The organism is Prevotella micans F0438 (assembly GCF_000243035.1).
GTDB lineage: Bacteria > Bacteroidota > Bacteroidia > Bacteroidales > Bacteroidaceae > Prevotella > Prevotella micans.
Window position 1 is genome coordinate 419,157 of sequence record NZ_JH594521.1, and the last position, 24,374, is coordinate 443,530.

Annotated in this window: 24 protein-coding genes; 2 read left to right on the forward strand and 22 right to left on the reverse strand. The window is 51.2% G+C overall.

Annotation, left to right across the window (positions count from 1 at the left end):
* Window positions 1-102: 102 nt before the first annotated feature.
* The 14 genes from HMPREF9140_RS01660 to HMPREF9140_RS01730 form a co-directional block, all read right to left on the reverse strand.
* Complete coding sequence (locus tag HMPREF9140_RS01660) at window positions 103-462, reverse strand: DMT family transporter (protein ID WP_006951293.1); 360 nt, start codon at window positions 460-462, stop codon at window positions 103-105.
* The gene (locus HMPREF9140_RS01665; protein WP_006951294.1) at window positions 441-2,174 is read right to left on the reverse strand and encodes a beta-ketoacyl synthase N-terminal-like domain-containing protein; all 1,734 of its coding nucleotides are present in this window, start codon (window positions 2,172-2,174) and stop codon (window positions 441-443) included. The genes HMPREF9140_RS01660 and HMPREF9140_RS01665 overlap by 22 nt, the downstream gene beginning before the upstream one ends.
* A complete protein-coding gene (locus HMPREF9140_RS01670; protein WP_006948103.1) occupies window positions 2,171-2,428 on the reverse strand; it encodes a phosphopantetheine-binding protein in 258 nt (85 codons plus the stop codon). Before HMPREF9140_RS01670 ends, HMPREF9140_RS01665 begins: the two co-directional genes overlap by 4 nt.
* A 14-nt stretch (window positions 2,429-2,442) precedes the next feature.
* Complete coding sequence (locus tag HMPREF9140_RS01675; protein ID WP_006951295.1) at window positions 2,443-4,158, reverse strand: beta-ketoacyl synthase N-terminal-like domain-containing protein; 1,716 nt, start codon at window positions 4,156-4,158, stop codon at window positions 2,443-2,445.
* 173 nt (window positions 4,159-4,331) lie between these two features.
* Window positions 4,332-4,772, reverse strand: coding sequence for an acyl-CoA thioesterase (locus HMPREF9140_RS01680; protein WP_006948105.1), 441 nt, complete (start codon window positions 4,770-4,772; stop codon window positions 4,332-4,334).
* On the reverse strand, window positions 4,769-5,242 hold the full coding sequence (locus HMPREF9140_RS01685) for a hypothetical protein (RefSeq protein ID WP_006951296.1): 474 nt from the start codon (window positions 5,240-5,242) through the stop codon (window positions 4,769-4,771). Before HMPREF9140_RS01685 ends, HMPREF9140_RS01680 begins: the two co-directional genes overlap by 4 nt.
* Window positions 5,229-6,134: an LpxL/LpxP family acyltransferase gene (locus HMPREF9140_RS01690; protein ID WP_006951297.1), complete on the reverse strand. Its 906-nt coding sequence runs from the start codon at window positions 6,132-6,134 to the stop codon at window positions 5,229-5,231. Before HMPREF9140_RS01690 ends, HMPREF9140_RS01685 begins: the two co-directional genes overlap by 14 nt.
* Before the next feature lie 5 nt (window positions 6,135-6,139).
* On the reverse strand, window positions 6,140-6,385 hold the full coding sequence (locus HMPREF9140_RS01695) for an acyl carrier protein (RefSeq protein ID WP_006948109.1): 246 nt from the start codon (window positions 6,383-6,385) through the stop codon (window positions 6,140-6,142).
* Between the two features lie 5 nt (window positions 6,386-6,390).
* Window positions 6,391-7,491, reverse strand: a complete 1,101-nt coding sequence (locus HMPREF9140_RS01700; protein ID WP_006951298.1) for a methyltransferase — start codon at window positions 7,489-7,491, stop codon at window positions 6,391-6,393.
* A 517-nt stretch (window positions 7,492-8,008) separates the two neighbouring features.
* On the reverse strand, window positions 8,009-8,578 hold the full coding sequence (locus HMPREF9140_RS01710) for a DUF4410 domain-containing protein (protein WP_006951299.1): 570 nt from the start codon (window positions 8,576-8,578) through the stop codon (window positions 8,009-8,011).
* Between the two features lie 18 nt (window positions 8,579-8,596).
* Window positions 8,597-9,811: a beta-ketoacyl-[acyl-carrier-protein] synthase family protein gene (locus HMPREF9140_RS01715; RefSeq protein ID WP_006951300.1), complete on the reverse strand. Its 1,215-nt coding sequence runs from the start codon at window positions 9,809-9,811 to the stop codon at window positions 8,597-8,599.
* The gene (fabG, locus tag HMPREF9140_RS01720) at window positions 9,808-10,536 is read right to left on the reverse strand and encodes a 3-oxoacyl-ACP reductase FabG (protein ID WP_006951301.1); all 729 of its coding nucleotides are present in this window, start codon (window positions 10,534-10,536) and stop codon (window positions 9,808-9,810) included. Before fabG ends, HMPREF9140_RS01715 begins: the two co-directional genes overlap by 4 nt.
* Window positions 10,533-12,047 carry an HAL/PAL/TAL family ammonia-lyase gene (locus HMPREF9140_RS01725; RefSeq protein WP_006951302.1) on the reverse strand — a complete coding sequence of 505 codons (1,515 nt, stop codon included), beginning with the start codon at window positions 12,045-12,047 and terminating at the stop codon, window positions 10,533-10,535. The genes fabG and HMPREF9140_RS01725 overlap by 4 nt, the downstream gene beginning before the upstream one ends.
* 274 nt (window positions 12,048-12,321) lie before the next feature.
* Window positions 12,322-13,197, reverse strand: a complete 876-nt coding sequence (locus HMPREF9140_RS01730; protein ID WP_006951303.1) for a patatin-like phospholipase family protein — start codon at window positions 13,195-13,197, stop codon at window positions 12,322-12,324.
* An 80-nt stretch (window positions 13,198-13,277) separates the two neighbouring features.
* On the opposite strand from HMPREF9140_RS01730, the gene HMPREF9140_RS01735 reads away from it, so the two are divergent.
* Window positions 13,278-14,681 carry an aminopeptidase P family protein gene (locus HMPREF9140_RS01735; protein ID WP_006951304.1) on the forward strand — a complete coding sequence of 468 codons (1,404 nt, stop codon included), beginning with the start codon at window positions 13,278-13,280 and terminating at the stop codon, window positions 14,679-14,681.
* Between the two features lie 71 nt (window positions 14,682-14,752).
* Complete coding sequence (locus HMPREF9140_RS01740; RefSeq protein WP_006951305.1) at window positions 14,753-15,958, forward strand: C1 family peptidase; 1,206 nt, start codon at window positions 14,753-14,755, stop codon at window positions 15,956-15,958.
* A 212-nt stretch (window positions 15,959-16,170) separates the two neighbouring features.
* On the opposite strand, the gene HMPREF9140_RS10435 is transcribed toward HMPREF9140_RS01740, so the two are convergent.
* The 8 genes from HMPREF9140_RS10435 to HMPREF9140_RS01775 all read right to left on the reverse strand — a co-directional run bounded on the left by HMPREF9140_RS10435 (window position 16,171) and on the right by HMPREF9140_RS01775 (window position 24,149).
* Window positions 16,171-16,416 (reverse strand): hypothetical protein, encoded by a 246-nt coding sequence (locus HMPREF9140_RS10435; protein WP_154648540.1) that lies wholly within the window; start codon window positions 16,414-16,416, stop codon window positions 16,171-16,173.
* Window positions 16,417-16,731: 315 nt separating this feature from the next.
* Complete coding sequence (locus tag HMPREF9140_RS01745; protein WP_006951306.1) at window positions 16,732-17,100, reverse strand: desulfoferrodoxin; 369 nt, start codon at window positions 17,098-17,100, stop codon at window positions 16,732-16,734.
* Window positions 17,101-17,343: 243 nt separating this feature from the next.
* Window positions 17,344-18,591 (reverse strand): phosphoglycerate kinase, encoded by a 1,248-nt coding sequence (locus HMPREF9140_RS01750; RefSeq protein ID WP_006951307.1) that lies wholly within the window; start codon window positions 18,589-18,591, stop codon window positions 17,344-17,346.
* A gap of 37 nt (window positions 18,592-18,628) precedes the next feature.
* Complete coding sequence (locus HMPREF9140_RS01755) at window positions 18,629-20,047, reverse strand: threonine/serine exporter family protein (RefSeq protein ID WP_006951308.1); 1,419 nt, start codon at window positions 20,045-20,047, stop codon at window positions 18,629-18,631.
* Window positions 20,048-20,102: 55 nt separating this feature from the next.
* On the reverse strand, window positions 20,103-21,182 hold the full coding sequence (locus tag HMPREF9140_RS01760; RefSeq protein WP_018572008.1) for a glycerate kinase family protein: 1,080 nt from the start codon (window positions 21,180-21,182) through the stop codon (window positions 20,103-20,105).
* A gap of 513 nt (window positions 21,183-21,695) precedes the next feature.
* Window positions 21,696-22,085, reverse strand: a complete 390-nt coding sequence (locus HMPREF9140_RS01765) for an HU family DNA-binding protein (RefSeq protein ID WP_006951310.1) — start codon at window positions 22,083-22,085, stop codon at window positions 21,696-21,698.
* A 178-nt stretch (window positions 22,086-22,263) separates the two neighbouring features.
* The gene (locus HMPREF9140_RS01770) at window positions 22,264-23,901 is read right to left on the reverse strand and encodes a hypothetical protein (protein ID WP_006951311.1); all 1,638 of its coding nucleotides are present in this window, start codon (window positions 23,899-23,901) and stop codon (window positions 22,264-22,266) included.
* Window positions 23,902-23,930: 29 nt separating this feature from the next.
* Window positions 23,931-24,149 carry a hypothetical protein gene (locus tag HMPREF9140_RS01775; protein ID WP_006951312.1) on the reverse strand — a complete coding sequence of 73 codons (219 nt, stop codon included), beginning with the start codon at window positions 24,147-24,149 and terminating at the stop codon, window positions 23,931-23,933.
* Window positions 24,150-24,374 lie beyond the last annotated feature (225 nt).

The window sequence follows — 24,374 nt, forward strand, 5'->3', positions numbered from 1 at the left end:
TTAGAATGCCGAAGGAAGTTGGGCATCCAATTGTCTCGTGCAGTTGAGTCCCGAAGAGGGTTGATGGCCCTGTTAACCGAGTATGCAATCATAATCATCCCTTTATCCCTTCTGAACGATTAACACAACTCCGGTCATAATCAACGCCAGTCCTATCCAGCGAACTATCGGAACATGTTCGTGGAAGATGAGCACGGCAGCTAACATGCCCATGACATAGCTCAAACTTATCATCGGATAGGCCATATTCAGAGGATAGTGGCGAACGATGTACATCCACAACAGCGACGAAGCACCGAAGCATATCCCGCACACGGCAAACCACAGATTGGTGAACGCACCGGCAAAGAAACGCCACGTCCAACTGAATGTGCCCATCTGTTGGAGGGAAATTTTCAGTGTTACTTGCCCTAGGGTGAGCAGGGCCGATTGCAACAGGGCTAATGGCAGTAATCCCCACATAATGTTTTTATTTTCTTGTCGTTGAGCAACTCGCTGACCGTGCCTTCGTCGCTGAGAAACATCACCGTGCAGATTTCGTTTTGTTCGTCGTGCAAGCCAACTAGGGCGTTCTTGGCATGCCCTATTTCGATTTGCATACGGGCATCGACGAGGGCGCTTGCAAGCGACTCGGCACCATGCGAAAAGGTGTTATTGTAGCCGTGCGAGTGTGTATGAATGGCTATCAAACTGCCTATGGTGTTGTGTGTAGATTGCATGAAGTGGGTGGGTTTGAGCAGCTGTTCGCCGTTGAGCGAGATATCGTCAAGGAAGGAGAGCGTGTCGGCCACGCATCCCTTGGCTGTGGCAGTTATGATAGCGTCGGGCGAGCTCACCCCTGTACGCTGAAGTAAAACGAGCGAGGTGAGTAGGGCGCGCTTGAGAATCGCACTGAGCCGTCGGGCGATCATGGGTGGAATCTTTGGCATTTCGTCGGCCTGTATGTCGGCGTATCTTACTGCCGTTTTGAGATAAACCTGTCTGGCAGCCGATGGTTCGCCTTGTCTACCGGAATTGTCGAACTCGGAGAAAACGAGCGACGTGTCGTTGCCTCCGAAACCGAATGAATTACATAGCACGTGTTTGAGCCGGCGGTTGGTTTGAAGCTTGCTCACCGGCTCCAAACCATCTTCCATCGGTACCGACCAATGCAGCGTTGGCGGAATGAACCGTCCTTCAATTGCGAGCAGGCATATTACGGCCTCGATACTGCCCGATGCACTCGTAGTGTGACCGGTCATTGCCTTGGTAGACGACACAGGTGGCATGCACTTGCCGAATACACGACGTAGTGCCTCACTTTCACTTGCATCGTTATTGGGCGTACCGGTGCCATGGGCGTTCACGTAGTCTATGGCATCGGGCTTCAATCCGGCTACCGACAGAGCTTTCGTCATCGACAAACAGGCGCCATCACCATTGGCCGACGAGGCCGTTTGATGGAACGCGTCGCAGGCATTGCCCCAGCCCGAGAGTACTGCCAAGGGCTTTACACCGCGCTGGCGAGCGCTCTCCAGGGTTTCCATCACGAGGAAAGCGGCGCCTTCGCCTAAGTTGAGTCCGGCGCGCGAAGCATCGAACGGGCGGCACGGTTCTTTGTCGAGAATCATGAGCGTGCGGAATCCGTTGAAATGGAATCGCGATAGGCATTCGCTTCCGCCCGCAACCACCCGCTCGAATCGGCCGCTGCTGATGAGGTTCGCACCTACAAGAATACTGTTGGCGGCCGACGAGCAGGCGGTTGAGCATGTGGTGGTAGCGCCCCACGAACCGAAATAATCGGCCATACGCTGGGTGGTTTCTCCGCAGTCGCCCGTCTCAGTATCGCCCACCTTGTGTTGCAGTTCGACGATGTCCATGTCGGCCACCGTCGTACCCGAAATCAAAGCGGCTGTTTGGATGTCGTGTTTGGTGAGACCGGCATGGTTTATGGCCTCGCCGAGAGCGAGTATACCGAGCAGAACGGTGCGTGATGTCTCTTTATTTTCGATTCCCAGCATGGCTTTCATCTGCTCGTTGCTCATGTCGACTTCGCCTGCGGGATAGTCTTTGTGAATGGTGCGGAGATGGCGCACAGGGGCGATGCCCTCGCGTTCTTCGAGCAGAGCTTGGCGAACCTCATGACAACCGGTGCCGATGGAGGAAACGATGCCGATGCCGGTGATGACTATCATTTTTTTCGGTTCTTTTCGATGTAGTCGGCCATGGAGTCGATCGAGGCGAAGATGGCTTTGCCTTCGGTGGGATTGTTGAGACGAATGCCGTATTCCTTTTCCATGAGCACAATCAATTCGAGTGCGTCGATGGAGTCGAGCCCAAGTCCTTCGCCGAAAAGCGGAGCCGAGTTGTCGATGTCGGCCGGCGCCATCTCTTCGAGCGACAGTGCTTCGATGATTTGTGCCTTAAGTGTTTCTTTTAATGTATTCATATTGTTTGTTTTGATTAAATGTGACGTTTGTACAGGCCGAGGGTAGCCTCGAAGCGGTCGGCCGATTCATATTCTATCCATCCGCCCAACACCATGTGAGTTTCGCTATCGGCGAAGGCCGAACGGATGAGCTCATCCACGAGCGCTGGTTCTTTGTTTTCGAGGATGAAGAATGAGGTTTCGCCGTGCATCTTGTTGCGTATGGCTATTTCGCCAGTGATGATGTTTGAAAGAGTGTAGACGAATGTGGCCGGACTGGGATAGAATTGCTCCGTGTGCTGAATGGTGGCTTGATATTTCTGGTCGGTTAGCAGGCAGCCGGTGCGTCCGACGAGCATCACGGCGCAATCGTCGAGCGTCGCGCGGTCGATATCTGACAGGAGCAGTTCGGAGGCGATGAAGCCGAGGCGGCTAAGAGCATCCATTTTGTAAAACTTGGGATAGTTGACAGCCACCTGTTTGTAAAGTTCTGCGAGTAGTGCGCTGCCTTTGGCGGAGGTGATTACGGGGCGGCCGTTGAGTTCTACGCTTTCAGAGCAGAGGTGTACTCGGCTGATGATGTCGGCCTTTGGGATGATGGGGGTGGATGATGCCTCGTCGGAGTCTTTTACCCAGCGAACGGCGGCATTGCAGCCTCCGAATCCCGAGAGGAGTTTTATGAATTCGCGTTCGTGGGTGCTCGTGGGGCGGCTGATGATGTTTAGCTTGTTGCTCACTCCGAGGGTGCCGAATCCGCGTGTGGGAATGATGGTGCCGGCCTCGACGGCTCGCATCGAGAGGATTGTTTCGAGCACACCGGCCGCTCCCATCGTATGTCCGTAGTAGCCTTTGAGTGCGTTGACGGGTGTATGGAGCAGTCCGGCTCGGGCGATGGCAAACGATTCCATTTCGTCGTTGTAGGGTGTGGCGGTGCCGTGGAGATTCACAAAGGCCAGACGGGCTGTGTCGTCTGGTAGCACGCGTCGTAGGGCTCGGAAGCTGCCCTCGCCTGTTCGCGACGGACCGGAGATGTGGTTTGCGTCGTTGCGTATGGCGATGTGGCCGGATGTCCATCCGTCGGCGGTCGATTCGTCGGCACGGAGTATCATGGTGGCGGCTGCCTCGCCCAGATTCAGGCCTGTGCGGTGGGCGTCGAATGGTCGGCATGGCTCGCTCGAGAGGGCTTTGAATGATTGGAAACCTGATACGATGAACTTCGATTGGACATCGCATCCGCAGACTACGGCGTGGGTGTAGCGGCCTGATTGCATCAGGCGATGGGCTGTGGCTTGGGCGCATACGCCGGAGATGCAGGCGTTTGACACCACGACGGGCTGGTTGGGATTGCCGAAGAACCGGGCGATGACGGCGGCCGACTTACCGAGCCGGATGCGCTCGCGCGGTATGTTGGGTTGGTTCTCGTCGTCGAGCAGTTCCACGTTTCCTTTTGTGGTTGAGAGTACAAAGAGCACTCGTTTGTCGGCTGCATCGATGTGTGTTTGGGCGAGTGCGTAGCTGATGGAGAGGATGGCCAGCTGCTCGAACCGAGTGTATCTTCCGGCGTCGGTGCTGATGGCGGAGAAGCGTTCGGCGATGGCGCCGTCGGGAAAGAGCGAGGCCACGAACGGTCGTGGGAGGTTCCATTTGCCGTCATGGCGTGTGAGCTTGCTTTCGCCGTGCATCACGCGGGCGAAGTTTTCGTTGGTTGTCCAGCCCAGTGGCGAACAAATGTTATCGGCTATACATTCCATTGTTATCGGTTTTTACCGGAAGCTTATTAGCTTTTTTCGGATTGCTTATTAGCTTCTCTCAAAAAGCTCTTAAGCTTTCCCTGAAAAGCTCTTAAGCTTTTTCCGAAAAGCTCTTAAGCTTTCCCGAGACTGCTCATTAGCTTTCTTCGGATAGCTCATTATGTGTTTTTAGATTACTCATTAGCTTCTTCCAACTGAAATACTTTCCATCGCTTTTGCCATGCGGTGTAGAAGTCGGGACGGTACCATAGGAGGCGGTATTCTCTGTCCATGAAGGCTTGCACGCTGTGGCCGGTGGCGATGAGTGCGTTGGTTTGGGTGTCGCGAATCTCGTAGTCGAACACTATCTTGGCGGCTTCGGTGGGGCGATAGAAGATGTCGACGCGGCAGGGCATGCCGTATACGATGGGGCGCAGATAGCGGAAGGAGAGGTCGACGAGCGGGGCGAAGCAGCCGGCGGCGGCAATGGTCATGTATTCCAGTCCGTATTTGGCGCCGAACGCCTCGCGGGCATCTTCGAAGTAGAGGGCATAGGAGCCGTGCCACACAACGTTCATCGAATCGACTTCGCTGAATCGTACGTCTATCTGTTTCGAGGCTTGCAGGGTTGTCATTCGTTTGGTGTTTGTGGGGTTGGGACGGTTTGTTCGGCCAGCGCAATTTTTATCTGCGTCTCGGCTATCAGTTCGTCGGCCGCTTCAACTCGGGCCGATGCGAGGGTCATTCCCATCACGCTTTCTTCGATGACGACGGTGGTTCGGAGTGTTTCGCCGACTCGTGGCTCGCGATATATCGTGAGGTTGCGCACGGCTCCGATGTAGCCCACCTGAACGGCCTGACGAAGAATGTACTTGTTGACAAAGCCTAAACGGGCGGCGCACGATTGGGCGATGTTCTCAATCACGCCGGCGGCTTTCAGTACGCCTTGCTCGCAGAAGAGGTTATCTCGTTGCGGGGTGAAGCTGCACACGGTTCGGGTGTCGTCGCAAGCAAGCAGTCGGTCGACCATCACGAATGGCGGTTGCTGGGGCAAGAGCGTGAGTACGTCGATGTTTTCGAAGGGCGGGATGCTATTTCTTTCCATCTGTTTCGTTGTTTGTTTCTGCCCAAAAGTCGAAGAAGTTGAACCATTGCGTGGGGTATTTCCTGACGGTTTCCTCGACCAGCGCGGCGTATTGCTGGGACAGCTGGTGAATGAACTCTTTCTTCGGTAGCGACTCATCGGGCAATGCCAACCGACGAACGAAAATGCGATAACCCTTCACCGATTCTTTCATTACGAAGATGGCCAGTGCGGGCGTTCGGCGTTGCTGGATGGTTGCAAAAGGTCCCATCGGAAAGTGAGCCGTCTGTCCGAAGAACGTACACGCCACGGTACGCTCCGAACCATCGCAACGGTCGGCCGGCAGGCTTACAATCTCGCCGTCGCGCAGTGCTCGGTTGATGGCGAAGAGGTGGCTCATGTCCGGGCGGATGGGAATCATGCGGATGTTTGTTCGTCCGAACTGAATCGTTCGATTCTCCATCACCGTTTCGGTTTCGCCGGCAAAGATGATGGCGTTGATGGTTTTTTGCTCGGAAACTAAGTTGTAACCGCCCATCTCGTAGTTGCCAACATGCGCGCTGAGCATCATAAACGAGCCTGGTGCAGAGGCCAGCTCGGCGAAGGCTTCGTAGTTATCGATGGCGATGCTAAACTTCTTTCCCGCATAAGCGGCAAAGCGGTCGATGATGACCTGACCGAACCGGAAGAAGTTGGCATATGCCAGAAAGACGGAACGCAACCTGCCGCGCCCTATCCGGCGACGGAAGAATGAATAGGAAGTTTTGAATCCTCGACCGAAAAGCATATAGAATGGCACGACTACCGCCACCCCTGCGTAGTAGATGCGGAGGTTGAGAAAGCGGAAACAGTTGATGAGTTGCTGTTGCATCCACTTGTTTCCGTCGGTTGAGCCTTGCCATTCGCGTTGCATGGAGCCTATGCGTTTACCTTGCGTTCGATGTAGTCGCAGAAGTCTTTAAGGGTGACGACGTCGGCCATTTCTTCGGGTTTGATTTTAAAGCCGAAGTTGTTTTCAACAATCACCACAATGTCTACGAAGTCGAGACTATCGATGCCGAGGTCGTCTTTGAGTTTACCCTCGGGTTTGAGCTTTTCTTCGTCGATTTCCAAATCTTCGATGAGGAAGTGCCTCACCTTTTCTTCAATTTCTGTTCGTGTCATGAGTTTTATATGTGTTTTAATGTAACATCTAAGATGGTGTGCCCCTGTCCGAGTCCGTCGTGTATGGATTCCACCTCCAGACCGGCGCGACTAATGAGGCGAATGAGGTCGTCGCTGTGATACATTTTCGAGTTGCCGTTGGCCATGGTTGTGAAATAAACGCTCGTCATCGTGAGGCAGAGCGTGGCGGGCTCGAAGCGTTGCCTGTCCCAAAAGGTTTCCATGATGTAGAGGTGGGTATGGGCCGACATGACTTGGGCGGCGCGCCGGAGAATGCTTTCGATTTCTTTCTCGGCGAAGCAGTCGAGAAATTGGCTCATCCATATCGCGTCCCACTCGCCTGAGGGCAGGCTGTTCGACGGTTCGAGCAGATTGGTTGCGAAGCTCGATATGCGGTCGGCTCCGGGTTTGTTGGCTACGTTGCGACGCATCATGTCGATTTGTCCGGGCAGGTCTACAATCGTCACTTCCACCTGCGGGTCGTACTCCACGCATCGCAGTGCGAATCGTCCGGTGTTTCCGCCCACGTCCATCAAACGCTTGGGTTTGCTGGCGAAGACAACGGGCAAAGCCTCGTCGAATGAGTGGTCGCTATAGAAGTGGTCGAATCCGAACCAGCTTTTCTGCACTTGTTCGGGCAGTTGGGCGAGTCCTTCGTATATGGTTGGCCACGTGCCGAGTGTTTTCAGTCCTTCCGGTCGTTTGTTTACGAGCGATTCTTCGAGATGGAAGAGTCCGCGATAGTTTACGTCGTGGTTGAAGTCGATGTTTACTCGTGTGGCGGGGTCGGTGAGCAGGAACCATCCGGTTTTCGAGAGTGTGAATCGGTCGGTTTCGGCATCTACGAGAATGGTGCCTGCGCTGAGCGATGCGTCGGTGAGTATCTTCACGGCATAGACGGATAGTTTTGTGTGTTGGGCGATTTGGTCGACGGTTAGTCCGTCGGCATTGTCGCGCAGCAGGTCGAGTATGCCGAACTTCACCATCAGTCGCGAAACCTGAAACACCACGGGCGCCCACGCTATGAATTCGGCCAGCCGCTGTGCCTCGCGTGCCGAAAGTTGCTCGCGGGTGTAGCGTTCGGTGAGGGAGGGGAATAAGTTCATCGTTGTGTTTTGTATTTTAAGTTCTGTTTTATGCTTGCAGGGGTGTTGCAAGGCTCAAACTATTTGGTTTCTTGTTTGCAACATTGTTGCAAGAGCCAAACCATTTGGTTTCTTGTTTGCAACGTTGTTGCAAGGCTCAAACTATTCGGTTTCCTGTTTGCAACGTTATTGCAAGGCTCAAACCATTCGGTTTCTCGTTTGCAACGTTGTTGCAAGGGCCGAACCGTTTGGTTTCTTGTTTGCAACGTTGTTGCAAGGCTCAAACTATTCGGTTTCTCGTTTGCAACATTGTTGCAAGGCTCAAACCATTTGGTTTCTTGTTTGCAACGTTGTTGCAAGGCTCAAACTGTTTGGTTTCTTGTTTGCAACATTGTTGCAAGGCCCAAACCATTTGGTTTTTCATCTGCGGAACTCCCGCGGAGCTCAAACCATTTAGTTTCTCATTTGCGGAACTCCCGCGAAGCTAAAACTATTTGGTTTCCTGTTTGCGGAAGTTCCGCGAAGCCCAAACCATTTATTAATGGCTTTTGCAGGCTTTTTTCATTGTTTTTACAGTGTCTTCGGCCATCTCTTCGAAGGCGTCGCGCAAGCGTTTCGATTCGGTATAACCGCTTCCGCCATTCACGCCGTCGCCCTTTAATACAAGGATGGGATTCTTGCCATCGTACACGGTTATGTCGCAATACATACGTGCTCCGCCGGCTCCGAAACCAATAATTACCGACGCGGCCGCACTCCCGAGGTCGAGCTTCTTCAAGTTGATAACCATTCTGTAGTCCGACTGGTTTGCTTGTCCTGTGTTTACTTTCAGTCCCTTTTTATTGTCCTTATTAAATTCTTTGACAAACTGTTCTACGGCTGCTCTGATGTCGGTATCCCAGTCGGCTACATTCTGTTCGCCGCGTTCTTTGAGATACTGCATGTAGGGTTTGCCTTCAATGTAGAGGTTTTCGAAAGTCACCTCGACAGAACAGTTTTTAGACTCTGCAATGATACAGGCATTGCCTTTTACGAATTCTACATCACTGCCGGCCAGCATGTTTAAACTGCTGAAAATCGCGACAATTGCTATTAATATCCTTTTCATAAAAAAATAATTAAGTTGTTATTTCTCAATAATCAGTGCGCTGTTGGTGCCTCCGAATCCGAATGAGTTTGAGAGCACGGTGTGCAGCTCGGTTTCCACGGTTTGGGCGGCGATGTTGAGTGGGGCGGAATATTCGTCGGGATTGTCGAAGTTCACGTTCGGTGCAACGAAGTTGTGTTGCATCATGAGAATGCTGTAGACGATTTCGCTTGCGCCGGCCATCCAACATTCGTGGCCGGTCATTCCCTTGGTGGAGCTGATGAGTGCGCGCTCGTTGCCGAAGAGGCGGGCGAGGGCTTTGGCTTCGAACATGTCGCCCTGCGGAGTGGAGGTGGCGTGGGCGTTGATGTAGTCTATTTGGCCGGCCGCTATGCCTGAGTCGTTCATGGCACGTTGCATGGCCAGCACGCTGCCGTCGTCGCTGGGTTGGGATATTCCGCCGCCGTTGCTCGAGAATCCATAGCCCGTTACTTCGCAGAGTATCGTGGCGCCGCGGGCGATGGCGTGGTCTCGGTCTTCGAGCACAAGGGCAGCCGCTCCGCCGCTGGGGATGAGTCCGTCGCGGTCGCGGTCGAACGGTCGGGAGGCTCGCTCTGGCTCGTCCATCCGCTTTGAGAATGCGCCGAGGGCGTCGAAGGTGGCCATGGAATATACGTTGACCTCCTGGGCGCCGCCGCAGAGAACCATATCCTGAAGACCTTGTTTAATCATCATGTAGCCGAGCCCGATGGAATGACTTCCGCTCGCACAGGCTGCGCTCACGGTGAAGTTTACGCCGCGCAGGTGGAAGATGGTGCTCATGTTCATCGTTACGGTGGAGTTCATCGATTGGAAGATGTATCCGCTGCCGAGGAGCGCCGAGTCGTGTTTGGCTTCCATGATGCGGGCGGCTTCGATGACGGGTGTCGACGAGGAGTCGTTGCCAAAGATGCAGCCTATTTCGTTGCCGAACATATAATCTTCGTCGATGCCGGCCATTGCGAAGGCTTCCTTGGAGGCCATGAATGCGTATTCGCCTTCTTCGGGCAGGCCGGTGCGCATGCGGCGGTCGAGCAGTCCTTTGAGCTTCGGGCGTTCAACAATACCGGTGAGCCCCGACTGATAACCATACTCCAGTCGCGCGCTGTCGAGGCCGATGCCGCTTCGCCCCGTTCGCAGGCTTTCCGTTACTTCTTGGGTGTTCTTTCCGAGGCATCCCCAGAGGCCGATGCCTGTCACTACGACTCTTTTCATGAATAAAGTCCTCCGTTGATTCCGATGGTTTGTGCGGTGATATAAGCTGCATCGTCGCCTGCAAGGAAGGCCACGAGGGCGGCTACTTCGTCGGCCTTTCCAAATCGGCCGGCCGGAACGAGTTTCTTGAGTTCGTCTTGGTTCAAATCCTTTGTCATATCGCTTTCAATAAACCCGGGGGCTACGGCGTTCACGGTTATTCGACGTGGTGCAACCTCCTGTGCCAACGCTTTTGTTGCGCCGATGAGGGCGGCCTTGGCGGTGGAATAGTTTGCCTGCCCGGGCAGTCCTTTCAATCCGGAGAGCGACGAGATGTTGATGATTCGCCCGTCGCGCCGTGTCATCATTCGTTTGAGCAGGCGACGCGTGGTGTAGAAGAATCCGTTGAGCGTGGTGTCTACAACAGAGTGCCACTCGCTGTTCTGCATGAATATCATGAGATTGTCGCGACGGATGCCGGCGTTGTTCACCAGCACGCCGATGTAGTCGTCGGGATGGCTGTCTTCCCATTCGCCGAGGGCGCGCTCTATTTCTTCGGGCTTCGATACATCGAATCGCAGTAGTTCGGCTTGTCCGCCAGCCTGTTCGATTTCGTTTTTCGTTTCGGCAGCCGCAGCTTCGTTTGAAACATAGTTAATCACAACGGGTAATCCCGTTTGTGCAAGTCGGATGGCTATGGCGCGACCGATTCCTCGGCTTCCGCCTGTCACTAAAGCGTATTTCATTTCTTCAAATATTCAATCGTGTTTGCGAGGTCGTCGTAGAAAGGTTTGTCTTCGACGATGGTTCTGCAAATCGTTCTCAGTTCGTTGTAGATGTTCCGCGTAGCCGGCGCGAGCTCATCGGCAATGCCGAGGCAATCGGTGGCCTGCGCGAGAGCCATCATCAGTATGCCCATCACCTCGTAGGCGTTCTCAATGACTCGGGCACAGAGTAGGGCGGTGTTGGTGCCCATGCTCACGATGTCCTGATTGTCGTTGTTGTTGGGAATGGAGTGCACATAGTTGGGCATGGCCAGAGTTTGGCACTCGGCGGTGGTTGACGTGGCGGTGAACTGGCAGGCTTGCATTCCGTAGTTCAGTCCGAGTGTGCCCATGTTGAGGAAAGGCGGAAGAATGCCGTTGATGCGGTCGTGGAATAGATAGTTGAGTTGGCGTTCGGCAAGCATAGCGAGCCTTACGATGGCTATCTTGACCTTATCTTCCTCGAGCGATATGTAGTCGCCGTGGAAGTTTCCGCCATGATAGACGTTTTCCGTTTCGGGGTCTATGATGGGATTGTCGCACGCCGAGTTGAGCTCCTCGTCGATGAGCGTGTGGGCAGCAACGAGCGTGTCGTGAATCGGCCCGAGAATCTGCGGCGTGCATCGCAGCGAATAATAAGCCTGCACTTTTTGCTCGAAAACGTCCTGCTGGCATTTCTCCTTTTTATATAGCACGTGTTCGCGCTTCTGCAATCGACGACTGCCCGCAGACAGCTCGCGCATGCGTTGGGCAATGAGTTGCTGACTTGTGTGCCGACGACAAGCGTTAAGCGGTTCGCTCATCCAATCGTCGAACGACGCTGCAATCTCGTTCATCCACACGGCCGCAAGCACGCTCCAATTGAGTAGTCGTTCGGCATAAATCTGGTTAACCACACTGATACCCGTCATCACGCTGGTTCCGTTTACGGCCGAAAGTCCCTCACGAATATGAATCTTCATCGGCTCGATGCCGTTCTCTTTGAGTATCTCGGCCGACGGTCGCCACTCGCCGCGATAATGCACCTTGCCTTCGCCAATCATCGTGAGTGCGATGTGCGCCAATTGCACCAAATCGCCACTGGCTCCCACGCTCCCGTGCTGCGGAATAAAGGGCAGAATGTTGGCATTAATCATCTGCACGAGCATCTTAACTACGCTGGGATGTATGCCTGAGCGTGCCTGTGCAAACGTTCCGACGCGAGCAACCATGGCCGCCTTTACGTAGATATCGTCGAGCGGCCGACCGGCGCCGGTTGCATGACTGCGAATGATGTTGTATTGAAGTTCTTCGAGATGCTTGTCTTCGACCCGCCATTGTGCCATCGGCCCGAATCCGGTGTTGATGCCGTATATTATTCGATTCGTAGCAAATGATTTCAGAAAATCGTAGCAGTGTTGAATATTCTTGTAAGTGTAGTTGTCGAGCTCCACTTTTTCATTCTGAAAAAGAATCTTACGAATTGAGTCGACGGTGAAAACAATCTCTTCCATACTTTCTTGATAGTCTTAAACAGGCAGTTCCAACGAAATATTTTTATTCTCAATAAAATGTGTTGGGGAGGTGTAACAGAAGTGCCTCGTATAAGATGTTTGCAAAAGTAATTATTAAATTCTAGACGACTGAAAGGCGATTTTCTTTTCCGGAATATACTCAAACGAATCTCGGAGCATGCAGGTATTATATAAACGATTTATTTCTTCTCGGATTCGTCTCGTTGCTGTTTGACGAAACGTTCTTGCCTAATAATAATATGATTGGAAGTAGTTAATATGGCGCTGTTAGCTTCGATAGATGCTCTTTTATGAATCGGTTGCCCAGTGCGACACCTTCTTCATAAAGGTTCTCAAGCTTGCGGATGTCTTTTTCCATTCGACCGACAACAATCTCTTTCTCAGGACGAATAACGAGTATCGAATTTTCGGCTTCAAGGCGGTCGACCATATCCAACTGCTCGTTGTAGAACTTCAAACGTCGGCTAAGAAGAACTCGCAAGCGGGGATAATTACGGTAGACAAAGCGCGGCTGCTTATGGTCTTTCCCCTTGTCGCGCCAGCCTTTATTACGGGTACATATAACAACGTTCTTACTGTGGCCAGTTGCAATGGCGCGCTCGATGGGAATGGAATCGGCTATACCTCCGTCGAGCATCGGTTGTCCGTCGATGTCGACAATCTTGCACACATAAGGCAAACTGCTCGTAGCTCGCGCCAATTCATTTAGTCTATGTGAATTGCCGTCGCGTTCCTGCAAATATTCACTGCGACCGGTTAGGCAGTTAGTGGTTACAATTTCGAAGACATCTCCCCGCCGAATATTTGCAAAATAGGTATCGTAGTCGAAAGGGACTATCTCGTATGGAAACTTATTGTAGAGCAGCTCCGGATCTAATATGCATCCCTGGGTGACGAGGTGCCGCAAACCAATATAATCGTACTTGGCCAACATGTCGATGTTTGAAATCTTGGCTCTCCGCGGCTGTCGACTCATATATGAAAGTCCGTTACATGCGCCGGCCGAGACTCCTACTATATAACGAAAAAACACGTCATGTTTCATGAATGCATCAAGAACTCCAGATGTGAAAACTCCACGCATCCCGCCCCCTTCAAGTACTAATCCTATATTGCTGTTGATTTGCATAAAAACAAGTAATTTCAGCACAAAGGTATCCCCTTTAGTGGAAAGATGGGTAACTTTGCGCGAAACAAAATCAAAACAAAATGTTTAGTAAAGAAACCTATATCAATCGTCGCGCCGAACTGAAAAAGCTCGTGAAAAGCGGCGTTATTATTTTGTTCGGCAACAACGAATCGCCGGCAAACTGCCCAGCAAATGGCTACTATCCATTCAGGCAAGATTCATCATTCCTCTACTATTTCGGACAACAACGCGACGGCCTTGTTGGTGTGATTGATATTGATGAAAACACCGAAACACTGATTGGCAACGACATCGATATCGAAGACATCGTTTGGTTTGGAAGTGTCGATACGGTTCACGATATGGCCAGCCAAGTGGGAGTGAACAATTCGGCTCCGATGTCGGCTCTAAAGACAATATGCGAGAAAGCGCTAACCAAGAATCGCAAGATTCATTTCCTGCCGCCCTATCGCTCAGATATAAAAATCCAAATATTCGATCTTCTCAATATCCATCCCGATAAACAAAAAGAAGCCGCAAGCCTAGACCTCATTCATGCAGTGGTGAAAATGCGCTCTGTAAAAACCGAGGAAGAAATTGCCGAGCTTGAGCAGGTTGCAACAATCGGCTACGAGATGCATACAACGGCAATGAAGATAAGTAGGCCCGGCGTAACAGAGAAATATGTCGGCGGCCAGCTTATCGGTATCGCCAACTCCTTTGGTTCGATGGTTTCATTTCCGCCCATATTTTCACAACATGGTGAAATAATGCATGGCATTCCGTCGATGGCCGAGCTCAAAGACGGTCGCCTCGTGCTATGCGACTGCGGAGCTGAAAATATGAATCATTACTGCTCCGACAACACTCGCACATTCCCTGTTAACGGGAAATTCACACAACGTCAGTTGGATGTTTACAACGCCGTGGTTGAAGCTCACGACAAGGCCTTCGAGATGTCGAAACCCGGAGTGAAATACATGGACGTGCATTTTGCCGCCTGTCGGATTATATTCGACAGGATGAAAGAGCTCGGTCTAGCCAAAGGCAACACCGACGACGCTCTTGCAGCTGGAGCACACGCGATGTTCCTACCACACGGATTGGGTCACATGATGGGAATAGATGTGCATGACATGGAAGCGCTCGGACAAATCTATGTGGGATTCGACGACGAAACACGTCCAAATCTCGAACAGTTCGGAACCAACTGCCTGCGTATGGGACGTCGTCTTCAGGAAGGCTTCGTTGTGACCGACGAGCCGGGAATATATTTTATTCCAGACCTAATCGACGAATGGCGGGCAAAGAAACATTGCGCCGAATTCCTCAACTTCGACAAACTCGACGAGTATAAAGATTTCGGCGGAATCCGCATCGAAGACGATCTGCTCATAACCAAAGACGACTGTCGGTTCATCGGCGAAGACAGGATTCCATATCACGCAAAAGACGTCGAAGAATACATTGCAAATAATAGATAGAACACAAAACATTTTTAATAAACAAACATCAAACTAAGAGACGGACAATAAAGTCCGAACACAAAATTTCTATGAAAAAAATTCTAACATTAGCGCTGCTAGCTCTCGTAGCAATCGGAGCCAACGCAGCACCGAAGAAGAAGGGGAATGCAAATTCCAACAAACCAGTTTTCACAGTAGTAAAACAAAACCCAATCACAAGCATCAAGAACCAAAACCGTTCGGGCACCTGTTGGGATTACGCAACACTCAGCTATTTCGAATCCGAAATACTGCGTGCTACCGGTAAGACCTACGACCTGTGTGAGAGCTTCGTAGCAAACAAAACCTACATGGACCGTGCTATTCAGGTTGTGCGTTTCCACGGCGACTGCCAGTTTGCACAAGGTGGTTCGGCTTACGACCCACTTTATTGCTTGGAGAACTACGGAATTTGTCCTCAGGAAGCAATGCCTTTCCCAGGGTCTCTCACGGGCGATTCGCTGTTCAACTTCAACGAATTCTTCTCGGTTCTTAGTCCTTACGTTGAGGCCGTTGCAAAAAGCAAATCCGATAAATTATCTAAGCAATGGAAGCCCGGTTTACAAGCCATTCTCGACGCCTACCTCGGCAAATGCCCGGAGAACTTCACCTACGAAGGCAAAAACTACACTCCGAAATCGTTTGCCGCAAGCCTCGGTCTTAACTGGAGCGACTACGTAACCGTAACATCCTACACGCACCACCCGTTCTACACTCAATTCGCAGTAGAGGTGCAAGATAACTGGCGCTTCCCACAATCTTACAATCTACCGATGGACGAAATGATGCAAATCATTGACAATGCTATAATGAACGGCTACACCGTGGCATGGGGAGGTGATGTGAGCGAGCCGGGATTCACCCGTGACGGACTGGCTTACATGATTGACAGCAAGAAAATGCAGAGTCTCAAGGGCAGTGATATGGCTCGTTGGCTAGGATTGTCGGCCAGTAAGAAACGCAGCATCATCGACTCGCTCGGAGTGAACGTTCCCGAAATAACTCCAACTCAGGCGCAACGTCAAGAGCGTTTCGACAACTGGGAGCTAACCGACGACCATGGAATGTTGATTTTCGGAATCGCTAAAGACCAGAACGGTAAAGAATACTACATGGTGAAAAACTCATGGGGCGAAACCGGCGCTTATAAAGGAATATGGTATATGACCAAGAACTTCATCGCCGCCAATACCATGGACTATATGGTGAACAAGAACGCCATCCCACAGAACATACGCAAGAAGATTGGGCTTTAAATACCCTCTCTTTTAATTTCCCAATAAAAATTTTATCCCGGGCAGAGTCGCGAAGACATCTCGCCCGGGATAATTCGTATAAAAAGAGATTATTCAGCCTGTTTATTTCACGATTGTTTTGCGGCTGTTCACGATATATATACCTCTCGAGGAAGAGCAGAGAGCGAGTCGGTAGTGCCTATGCGAACATCGCTAACTCGAATGATTTTTCATTAAATCGGTGACCGGTAAACCGTGCCTGAAAAATTTTTGTGCAAACCCGATGTACGTTTTTTGTCGCCTGAGATTTTTTTAAGCAATACGGTCACCGTTTTTGCTTCCCTGGAATTCCAGGACAGTTTCCCTGCGACCGTTTTTGTTTCCCTGAGTTTCAAGGACGGTTTTTCGGTCACCGTTTTTGTTTCCCTGAGTTTCAGGCGTGATTTCCCGATGACCGTTTTTGCTTCCCTGAGTTCCAAGGACGGTTTTTCGATGGCCGTTTTATGCTCTCCAAGTTTCGGGCGCGGTTCCCGGGGCGGATGCTAACTCGTGCATTCCGCCCGAGTTGGCATCTACATGAGAAATTGTGCAAGATTTCATTCTCCAAACATTGTGTTCGGGGGCGGCGGGGGCAAGACTTCGCCCCGAAAACAAAGCGAAAGGGGGATGTGTTGTTGCATTCCACGAAATAAAAAGAACAACAATAAGTCCAAATACGCACAGCCACGACAGAAAAGAAATAGGGAGCATCCCCTATTAGGAATGCCCCCCCAATGAAAGAACTAAAGAAATTATTATTTACTTCTCCACAAACCGTGCAGGTTGCAATATTCGCGAGCGTAGACTTGCTTTGCGTTCGTTAGGAACTCTGCTACGGGTTTATCGGTTGGCTCAAGATATTTGCGCAGCACTTCGTTGTTTTCAGTGATGAGCTCAATCCATTGAATGAAATGCGCCTCGGTCATGGGGTGTTCAACTGAACCCACGGTTACGCGATAACCTCCCTCAATCTTTTCAATCACGGGAACATGCTTCTCGGTTGCTGCGTCGGTTGAATTTTCGTTGAGCAGCTGGAAGCTTTCGCAAATTACTTCTCCTGGATTCAGAATCTCTACGATGTTGCCGTTGGCAACGTTCTTGTAAACTTCGTTTCTCTTTGTCATAATACTGAGTTATTATTTCGATAATGTTTATTGTGCTAACCTTTCAGGCTCTGTGGCACAGCCGTTAGTGTTGCCGGAAAGGTTTGCGTGCAAAGGTAGTTTTTAATTTTAGAATCAGATTATTCTCTCCACCACATGTGCATACGTTCATGTTTAGCGAAACGAAAGAGGATGTACCCTTAATGGCACATCCTCAGATTGATTTGTAGCGAGCCTAAGCCCGGGGGAATAATTCACCTGTCTTTATTCTATAGCAGCCACGCCCGGCAAGATTTTGCCTTCGATGGCTTCGAGCATCGCACCGCCGCCGGTTGATACGTAGGAAACCTTGTCGGCCAAACCGAATTTGTTCACAGCTGCAACCGAATCGCCACCACCAACGAGCGAATAAGCGCCGTTCTTCTGTGTGGCTTCGGCTACGGCTTTGGCGATGTCGCCCGTGCCGCGCGAGAAATTCTCGAATTCAAATACGCCAACCGGACCGTTCCATAGGATGGTTTTCGACGACATGATAATCTTCTTCCAGTTCTCAACCGACTGTTCCGAGGCGTCCATACCCTCCCAGCCGTCGGGAATGTTGTAGATGTCGACCGTTTGGCGATTAGCGTCGTTAGAGAACTTGTCGCCAGCCACCGTGGCCACCGAAAGCGAGAGGTTAACGCCCTTTTCCTTTGCGGCCTTAATAACATTGAGGGCTTCGGGCATAAGGTCGTCCTCGTGGAGCGAATTACCAATTTTTCCGCCCTGTGCCTTAATGAACGTGTAGCCCATTCCGCCGCCAATGATTAGGTTGTCAACCTTGTCGAGCAGATTCTTAATCACCGCCAGTTTGGAGCTAACCTTCGAACCGCCGATAATTGCAGTAAAGGGGTGTTCGGCGTTTTTGAGAACGTTGTCGATGGCCTTGACTTCTTTCTCCATTAGTAGACCCAGCATTTTGTGGTCGGCATCGAAATAGTCGGCAATCACGGCTGTAGATGCGTGTTTACGATGGGCTGTTCCGAAGGCATCGTTTACGTAGACATCGGCATAGGATGCAAGTTTCTTGGCAAAATCTTTCTGACGATTCTTCATCTCGGCTTTTGCGGCGTCGTATTCGGGCGTGCCTTTTTCAACGCCAACGGGTTTGCCTTCTTCCTCAGCATAGTAGCGAAGATTTTCCAGCAACAGGGCCTCGCCTCCTTTGAGCGATGATGCTTCGGCTTCGGCGTTGCCGGCGTCTTTGGCAAATTTAACCTCCACACCCAGGGCTGCACTCACGTTCTTCACTATTTGCGAAAGCGATAGCTCGGGCTTCACTTTTCCCTTTGGTTTGCCCATATGACTCATCATGATAAGAGCACCGCCATCAGATAGTATTTTCTTCAGCGTGGGCAGTGCACCGCGAATTCGGGTGTCGTCGGTAACATTGCCGTTTGCATCCAGAGGAACATTAAAATCTACGCGGACAATTGCTTTGTGTCCTGCAAAATTGAAATTCTCGATTTTCATAAAACTGTATGTATTTAATGATGAAATATTTATTCTGTCAATCCACCGCAAACGAGTGCAGGTCTACGAACTTTCCGCGCTGTCTGCGTTGTTCTATCATTTCGGCTAGCTTTCTGCGGCGATGGGGAGCTATCCATTTCCGGGCGAAGATGTTTGGAATTGCAACACCCACGGCTATACAAATCAGAATGAGCGAACCGTTTATGGCGTTGTGAACCGCCACGGTTAATTCGCCCACTACGCCCTGCATCTCAATGAATCCGTAGAGAGCACGATACATCAACACACCCGGAACCATCGGAATCACGGCCGGGATGGTTATGCACTGATGTGGCGTGTGGAAAATGTGAACGGCCTTGATGTTGATTATCGAAATCAGAGCCGAACCGCAGAGCGACCCGATTATCGGGCCCATATCCAAACCGAAATTACCGCTCCCCGGACCCAGGCTCACAAAGTTACGTGAGCAAATGGCAATGATTCCGCCCGCAGCTATCCATGGCATCAACTTGAGCGGAATGTTATAGATGGTGGCGAAACCCATGGCCGATATTCCGGCTGCAAGAGCATATTCTATGAAGGAGTGGTGGGGCGTCATGCTCAAATCTTTGACAAAGTTGTCGATGCCGCCGCATTTAATGGCCAGCACTATTCCGAAAGCCATAGCGGTGACGATGAGCATCGTGTTCGTGGCGCGAACCAATCCGGTTTCGATATTATTGTCAAGCAAATCGTTCACCGCGTTGATGAGTGGCACACCCGGCACGATGAACAGCGCGCAGGCCATGAGCGGATGCCACGGCGTTGACGAAACGATAAAAGGCTGAAGCCACAGCGGAATAACTGCCTTCATTTCGGGCGTGGCTGTGAACGACGAGAACAACGCTAAAATAGTTGAGAGAAAAGCAGCTATGGCGAAGTTGGCATACACGTTCGAACCTAGATGATTCAGGTACATCCGCAGTCGGTTGCCCAGTGCGGCGGCTATCGAGGCATAGAAGAAAGACGTCCAGTCGCACCCGAATTGAATGCAGAAACCACCGCACGCAAAACCGGCGCATATTGCCACCATCCACTCCGAATAATGACGTTTGCCGCGACCTATGCGCTCCAGTTCGGCGCCGAATCGCTCAAGACTATAATCCTCGCTGATGGCACGCCATGTGAGCTTAGAAATTTGTTCGATGATTTCCATGTTGATGCCGTGGTTGGAGCATCGTTGCATTTTCGAGAAGCTGTGACACTCGTCGCTCAGGTTCACGTGCAGCATGTAGTAGTCTATTTCGATGTGCAGATTCTCAGCCGGCAAACCCAAATAGGCGGCTGTACGTTCAAGGTTGCGGCGCACTCTGCTAGTGTCGGCCGAACTTTCGATGAGTAACTGCCCGGTTCTTAGCAACAAGTCGAGCTTCTGCCGCAGAATCTTGCTAGTTACGATATTATCTTTTGAATTCATGTGTTAAGAGCGTTATCCTTAAAAAAAACGAATTTCTCGACACAAAGGTAAGTCTTTATGCCGAAACGTCCTGTTGGTTGAATGGAAGGCTATGCATGGCGACGGCTATATTCTTCTTTGCTCGTTCGGGTTTCAGGGCTTCGGCGAGTGGCATATCGGGCGGATTGATGGATGAAACCGATGCGAATCCGGCATCCAGTAATTTATTTGCCTCTTGCAGTCGGCCGGCAATCAAATGCACCGGCACTCCACGCTCACGGGCCATATGGAGAATCCGAACAGGCAGCTTGCCCATTAGCGTTTGTGAGTCGGCCGAACCCTCGCCGGTAAGAACAAACGACGCGCCGCGCAGTTTCTCGTCGAACGACGCTTTGTTTAAAAGAATATCGCTTCCCCATTCCATTCGCGCGCCGAGATATTGCATGAAAGCATATCCCAATCCGCCCGCCGCTCCGGCGCCTTTGTTTTGCGAGTAGTCGAAACCGAAACGTTTTAACGATGCTCGGGCGAATGTTTCGGCGCGCCTGTCGAGCATCTTTATTTCTTCCGGGCCGGCTCCTTTTTGTTTTCCGAACACAACAGCGGCTCCTCTCGGCCCGTAGAGCGGATTCTCCACATCGGAAGCCAGCGTTATTCGCACCTCCGTTCTTATTCGATTGAACACTTCTTCGCCGAACGATTCCTTGAGCGCAAGGAGCATCCCTAGTCCGCAGTCGCTGCTGGCCGAACCGCCCAGCCCCACGACAATCTCTTTTGCTCCGCTTCTTAAAGCCGCTGCCAGCAATTCGCCCACGCCGTAGGAGGTAGCTCGCAGCACTCGCCGGCTATTTTCCTCAATGAGCGTTAGACCGCATGCACGGGCCGACTCGATGATGACTGTTCCGCTTACGTCCACGGCCAATTGCGCCGTGACAGGCCGCATAAGCGCGTCGTGACAATCTACATTCAGCATCGTGCAGGGCGTTATATCTGAATATGCTTCGAGCCAACCGTCGCCTCCGTCGCTAAGCGGAATCGAGAGTATTTCGGCCTCCGGATAGCGGACTTTCAGCGCGTCGGCGGCCGCCTTTTCAGCTTCGCCCGATGTGATACAGCCCTTAAAACTGTCCATTGCCAGAATAATCTTCATGTGCATAACATATAATGTGTATTGAAAGATTGCAAAGCTACGGTTTTCCGGCATATCGATATGTTTCCTAATTGCCACCCATAAGGTACGCCCACCTGTCGACTTCGCCATTCCTTCTACCACCTGCGCTGTATCCTATCCGAATTGTTAAAATAAGGCCTCCAAAACGGCAGAAAAATCAGACTCGTAACTTATTGATAATCATGGATGATAGAGACGCCTAAACTTTCTGCGCATCTAGTTTAAATTAGATGCGCAGAAAGTTTGAACTTGGTGCGCAGAAAGTTTTGACGAGATGCGCATCTGCTTCCGACTGGGTTTAACAAAATTGTTACGAAACGTAAAAACCGCCCAATCTCTATAGCTAGAAACCGGACGGAGTTCAAGGGATTGACAGAAAAAATACTTCGTTTATTATCGCATGTTCATTATCGGTTAGTTTACATCAACTTCGATATTCTTTCATTTTCATTGGTTAGTTACGGTTTGGAACTCGGTTCTTCCCCGCATAAATTTCGTTTATCCTTGTACGAAATTCAATTCGTCGAGGCTGAAAGCGCGCCCCATTTCGGCACTTTTCACGAACTGAACGCTCACCTTCTTGATTAGGTTGGCGCCGGCCTTCTTGGCCTCTTCTTCAGTGGCGGTGCCTTTCGAGCTGATGGTGAGGTGGAACGAACCGAGGTCGCCCAGCCGAACGCTGTTGCCTGTCTGTAGGGCATGAATGATTTCAAATTGTAGCGCGTCGAGCACGGCCTTGATGTCGGAGCTCGAAACGGTGGAGCGTTTCTCAATCAGCTTCACAATCTGCGGCAACATCAACGGTGTCGTAGGCGCAATCTGTGCATAATACTTCGTCTCTGTCTTCTTCTGTGGGTTCTTTTTCCCCTTGATAATAAATTTAATCATTGCGTTTAAAGTTTAAATTGTTATTGTTATGAATTGATTTACACAGGCTCCGCGCGAGGCGGAGCGCCTGTTTGGGATGTTGATTTCTGATGTTCTTTATTCTGCTGCGGGGCGAATGCGGAGTGCATTGCGGGCGGCGCATGTTTTTACCGATGCCGCCCCACCGCGAATGCACGGCTTACTCGAAGGGTATTGCCGGCATGCCTCGATTGCGGTTCAAGGTTCGTTGCACGCCCACTATCCTATTGTAGCCATCAATATAGAAGGCATACGCAGCTGTGTTGTCGCCCGGCGTCGCACTCGACGACCAGTAGTAAGCCCAAGGAATTAACGAGCCTTCATAATCTAAATTCCCCCCCTGTTTATAGTAGCTTATTATTGGTATGAAAAAATAGTCGGCCGGGTTAGCGGGAGTACCTGAGGGTATATGCTTTCTTTCTAAATATACGGATGTGGTGCGGCCATCCACGTGTGGTGCGGTGGGCGTGTCCCAATAGGCTTCTTTCATGTCGTTCCATGTGAGCGAGGCGGGGTAGCCTTCGTTCGCCTTGAGATAAGCTACGATGGTACTTTTCTTTCTTAACCACAGGCCGTAATAAATCTGTTGCAACCTGCCATTGTAATAGGCGAGCTGCCATCTGTTTTCCAGATGCGGGTCGCCTTTCTTGGTATACCACCAAAGCTCGTTCACGTTGGGGCAGTCTTTGCACGACTGTGTGGCTGCCAAAGGCGCTGTTCCTTCATGATACCAGCGCGGGTCGGAATTGTCTTGAGGAAAATTATTGATGTTATCGGGAGTTCCGTCGGGCAGTATGTGATTGTACCAATAGTGATATTTGGCATCCCACATGTAGAACTTGGTACTGTAATCCATGATTTGCATATCTTGGCTTATCTTTTTGTTCCTGCCGGCGATGAAGGTTACGCTGGGGTAAGTTTTCTCGATAAAATTACTAATACTACCAAAGATGTATTGCACCTTGAAGTTGGTGTAGGTGCCCGGGGCTATCACCATGGTGGCGGCGTTGACGGCGGGCGTGGCTGTTTGGGGCAGGGAGAAGCCGCCGTTCGGGTTCACATCCAGACGAAGACTGATAGTGTTGGAGGGGGTTGTCGGCGAGGTGAGGTCGAGGCCGTTATCGGTGAAGTTGTAGGTGCCTGCCAAGGGCTGGTCGGCCGTTACTACGATAGAGGTCATACGGGCTTTTCCAATCGCTCCCGGTGCATTGTAGGGCAGGAAGGTGGCGTAGGCGGCTTTGTGTTTGAGGGTGAAGTGGTATTTTATTCCTACTTTATTGGCTGTAGCTATTCCGCAGTCGCCATATTCACCGATACGGCTGGCATCGTTGGGCACGTCCTGCCGTTGTGAAGCCTTGATGGTTACTTTATCGCCTGCGGTGCTGCCGGTGCCTGTGTAGCGCACGGGGTAGGAGGGGGCAGTGAAGTTGCCTTCAAAAGAGAAGCTGGCCTTGGATGCCCGCTTAACTCCGCCGGGCGTGGTGGTGTTATTTGTAAGTACATCGCTGATGGTGTTGCTGGCATCTTGTATCAATGTGCCTCCGTTGTTTACCCAAAGGCGGTCGCCGGCAGTCCAATAGTAGTGCAGGCCGCGGTTGAGGCCGCCGTTGTCGAAGTATTCGGCGGTGGTGCGGGTCTTTGTGTCGTTTTCCTCTACCACAAAAGCGGTGAGGCCTTTCGTGCCGGGTTCTTGCTGGTTACTCTTGCCGTTATCTTGCTGCGTTGCAGCTTCTTCGGCGCAGCCTGTCATCAGTAGCAGTGTAGCGATGAGTAATGTTGAACTGTTTAATCTTTTCATTTGTTTGTCCTTTCTTCTTTTCGTGTTTGTTACCAAATACTGCCGAACTTGGGTTCGGGGGTTGCGTCCTCATCTTCTTCGTCGAAGAAGCCTTGCTTGGCGTTGAGGTCTTGCCCGTCGTCGTTGCCGTCGTCGTGCCCGCCGCTGTTGGGGAACGAGGTGGATAATAGCTGTTGGTCAAACGATGTAGGAACGACCTCAATAGCAGGGCTTACATACGCCTGCTTCCTGAATGGTTCTCTCTTCATATTTCAATCATTTTAAGGGTGAATAATTCGTAGTAATTTCCGCCTTTCGCCCCTTGGCGAACAGGCATGAAAAAGCGAACAAAGGGAACTCCTTGGAGCCCTTTGTTTATAGGGGATGCGACATGCTTCGCGCGCGCGTAAGCGAAAGTAAAAAATGTGTAGTTAGACGCTAGGTGCGAATGTGTGTGTGTGTGTGTGTGTGTGTGTGTGTGTGTGTGTGTGTGT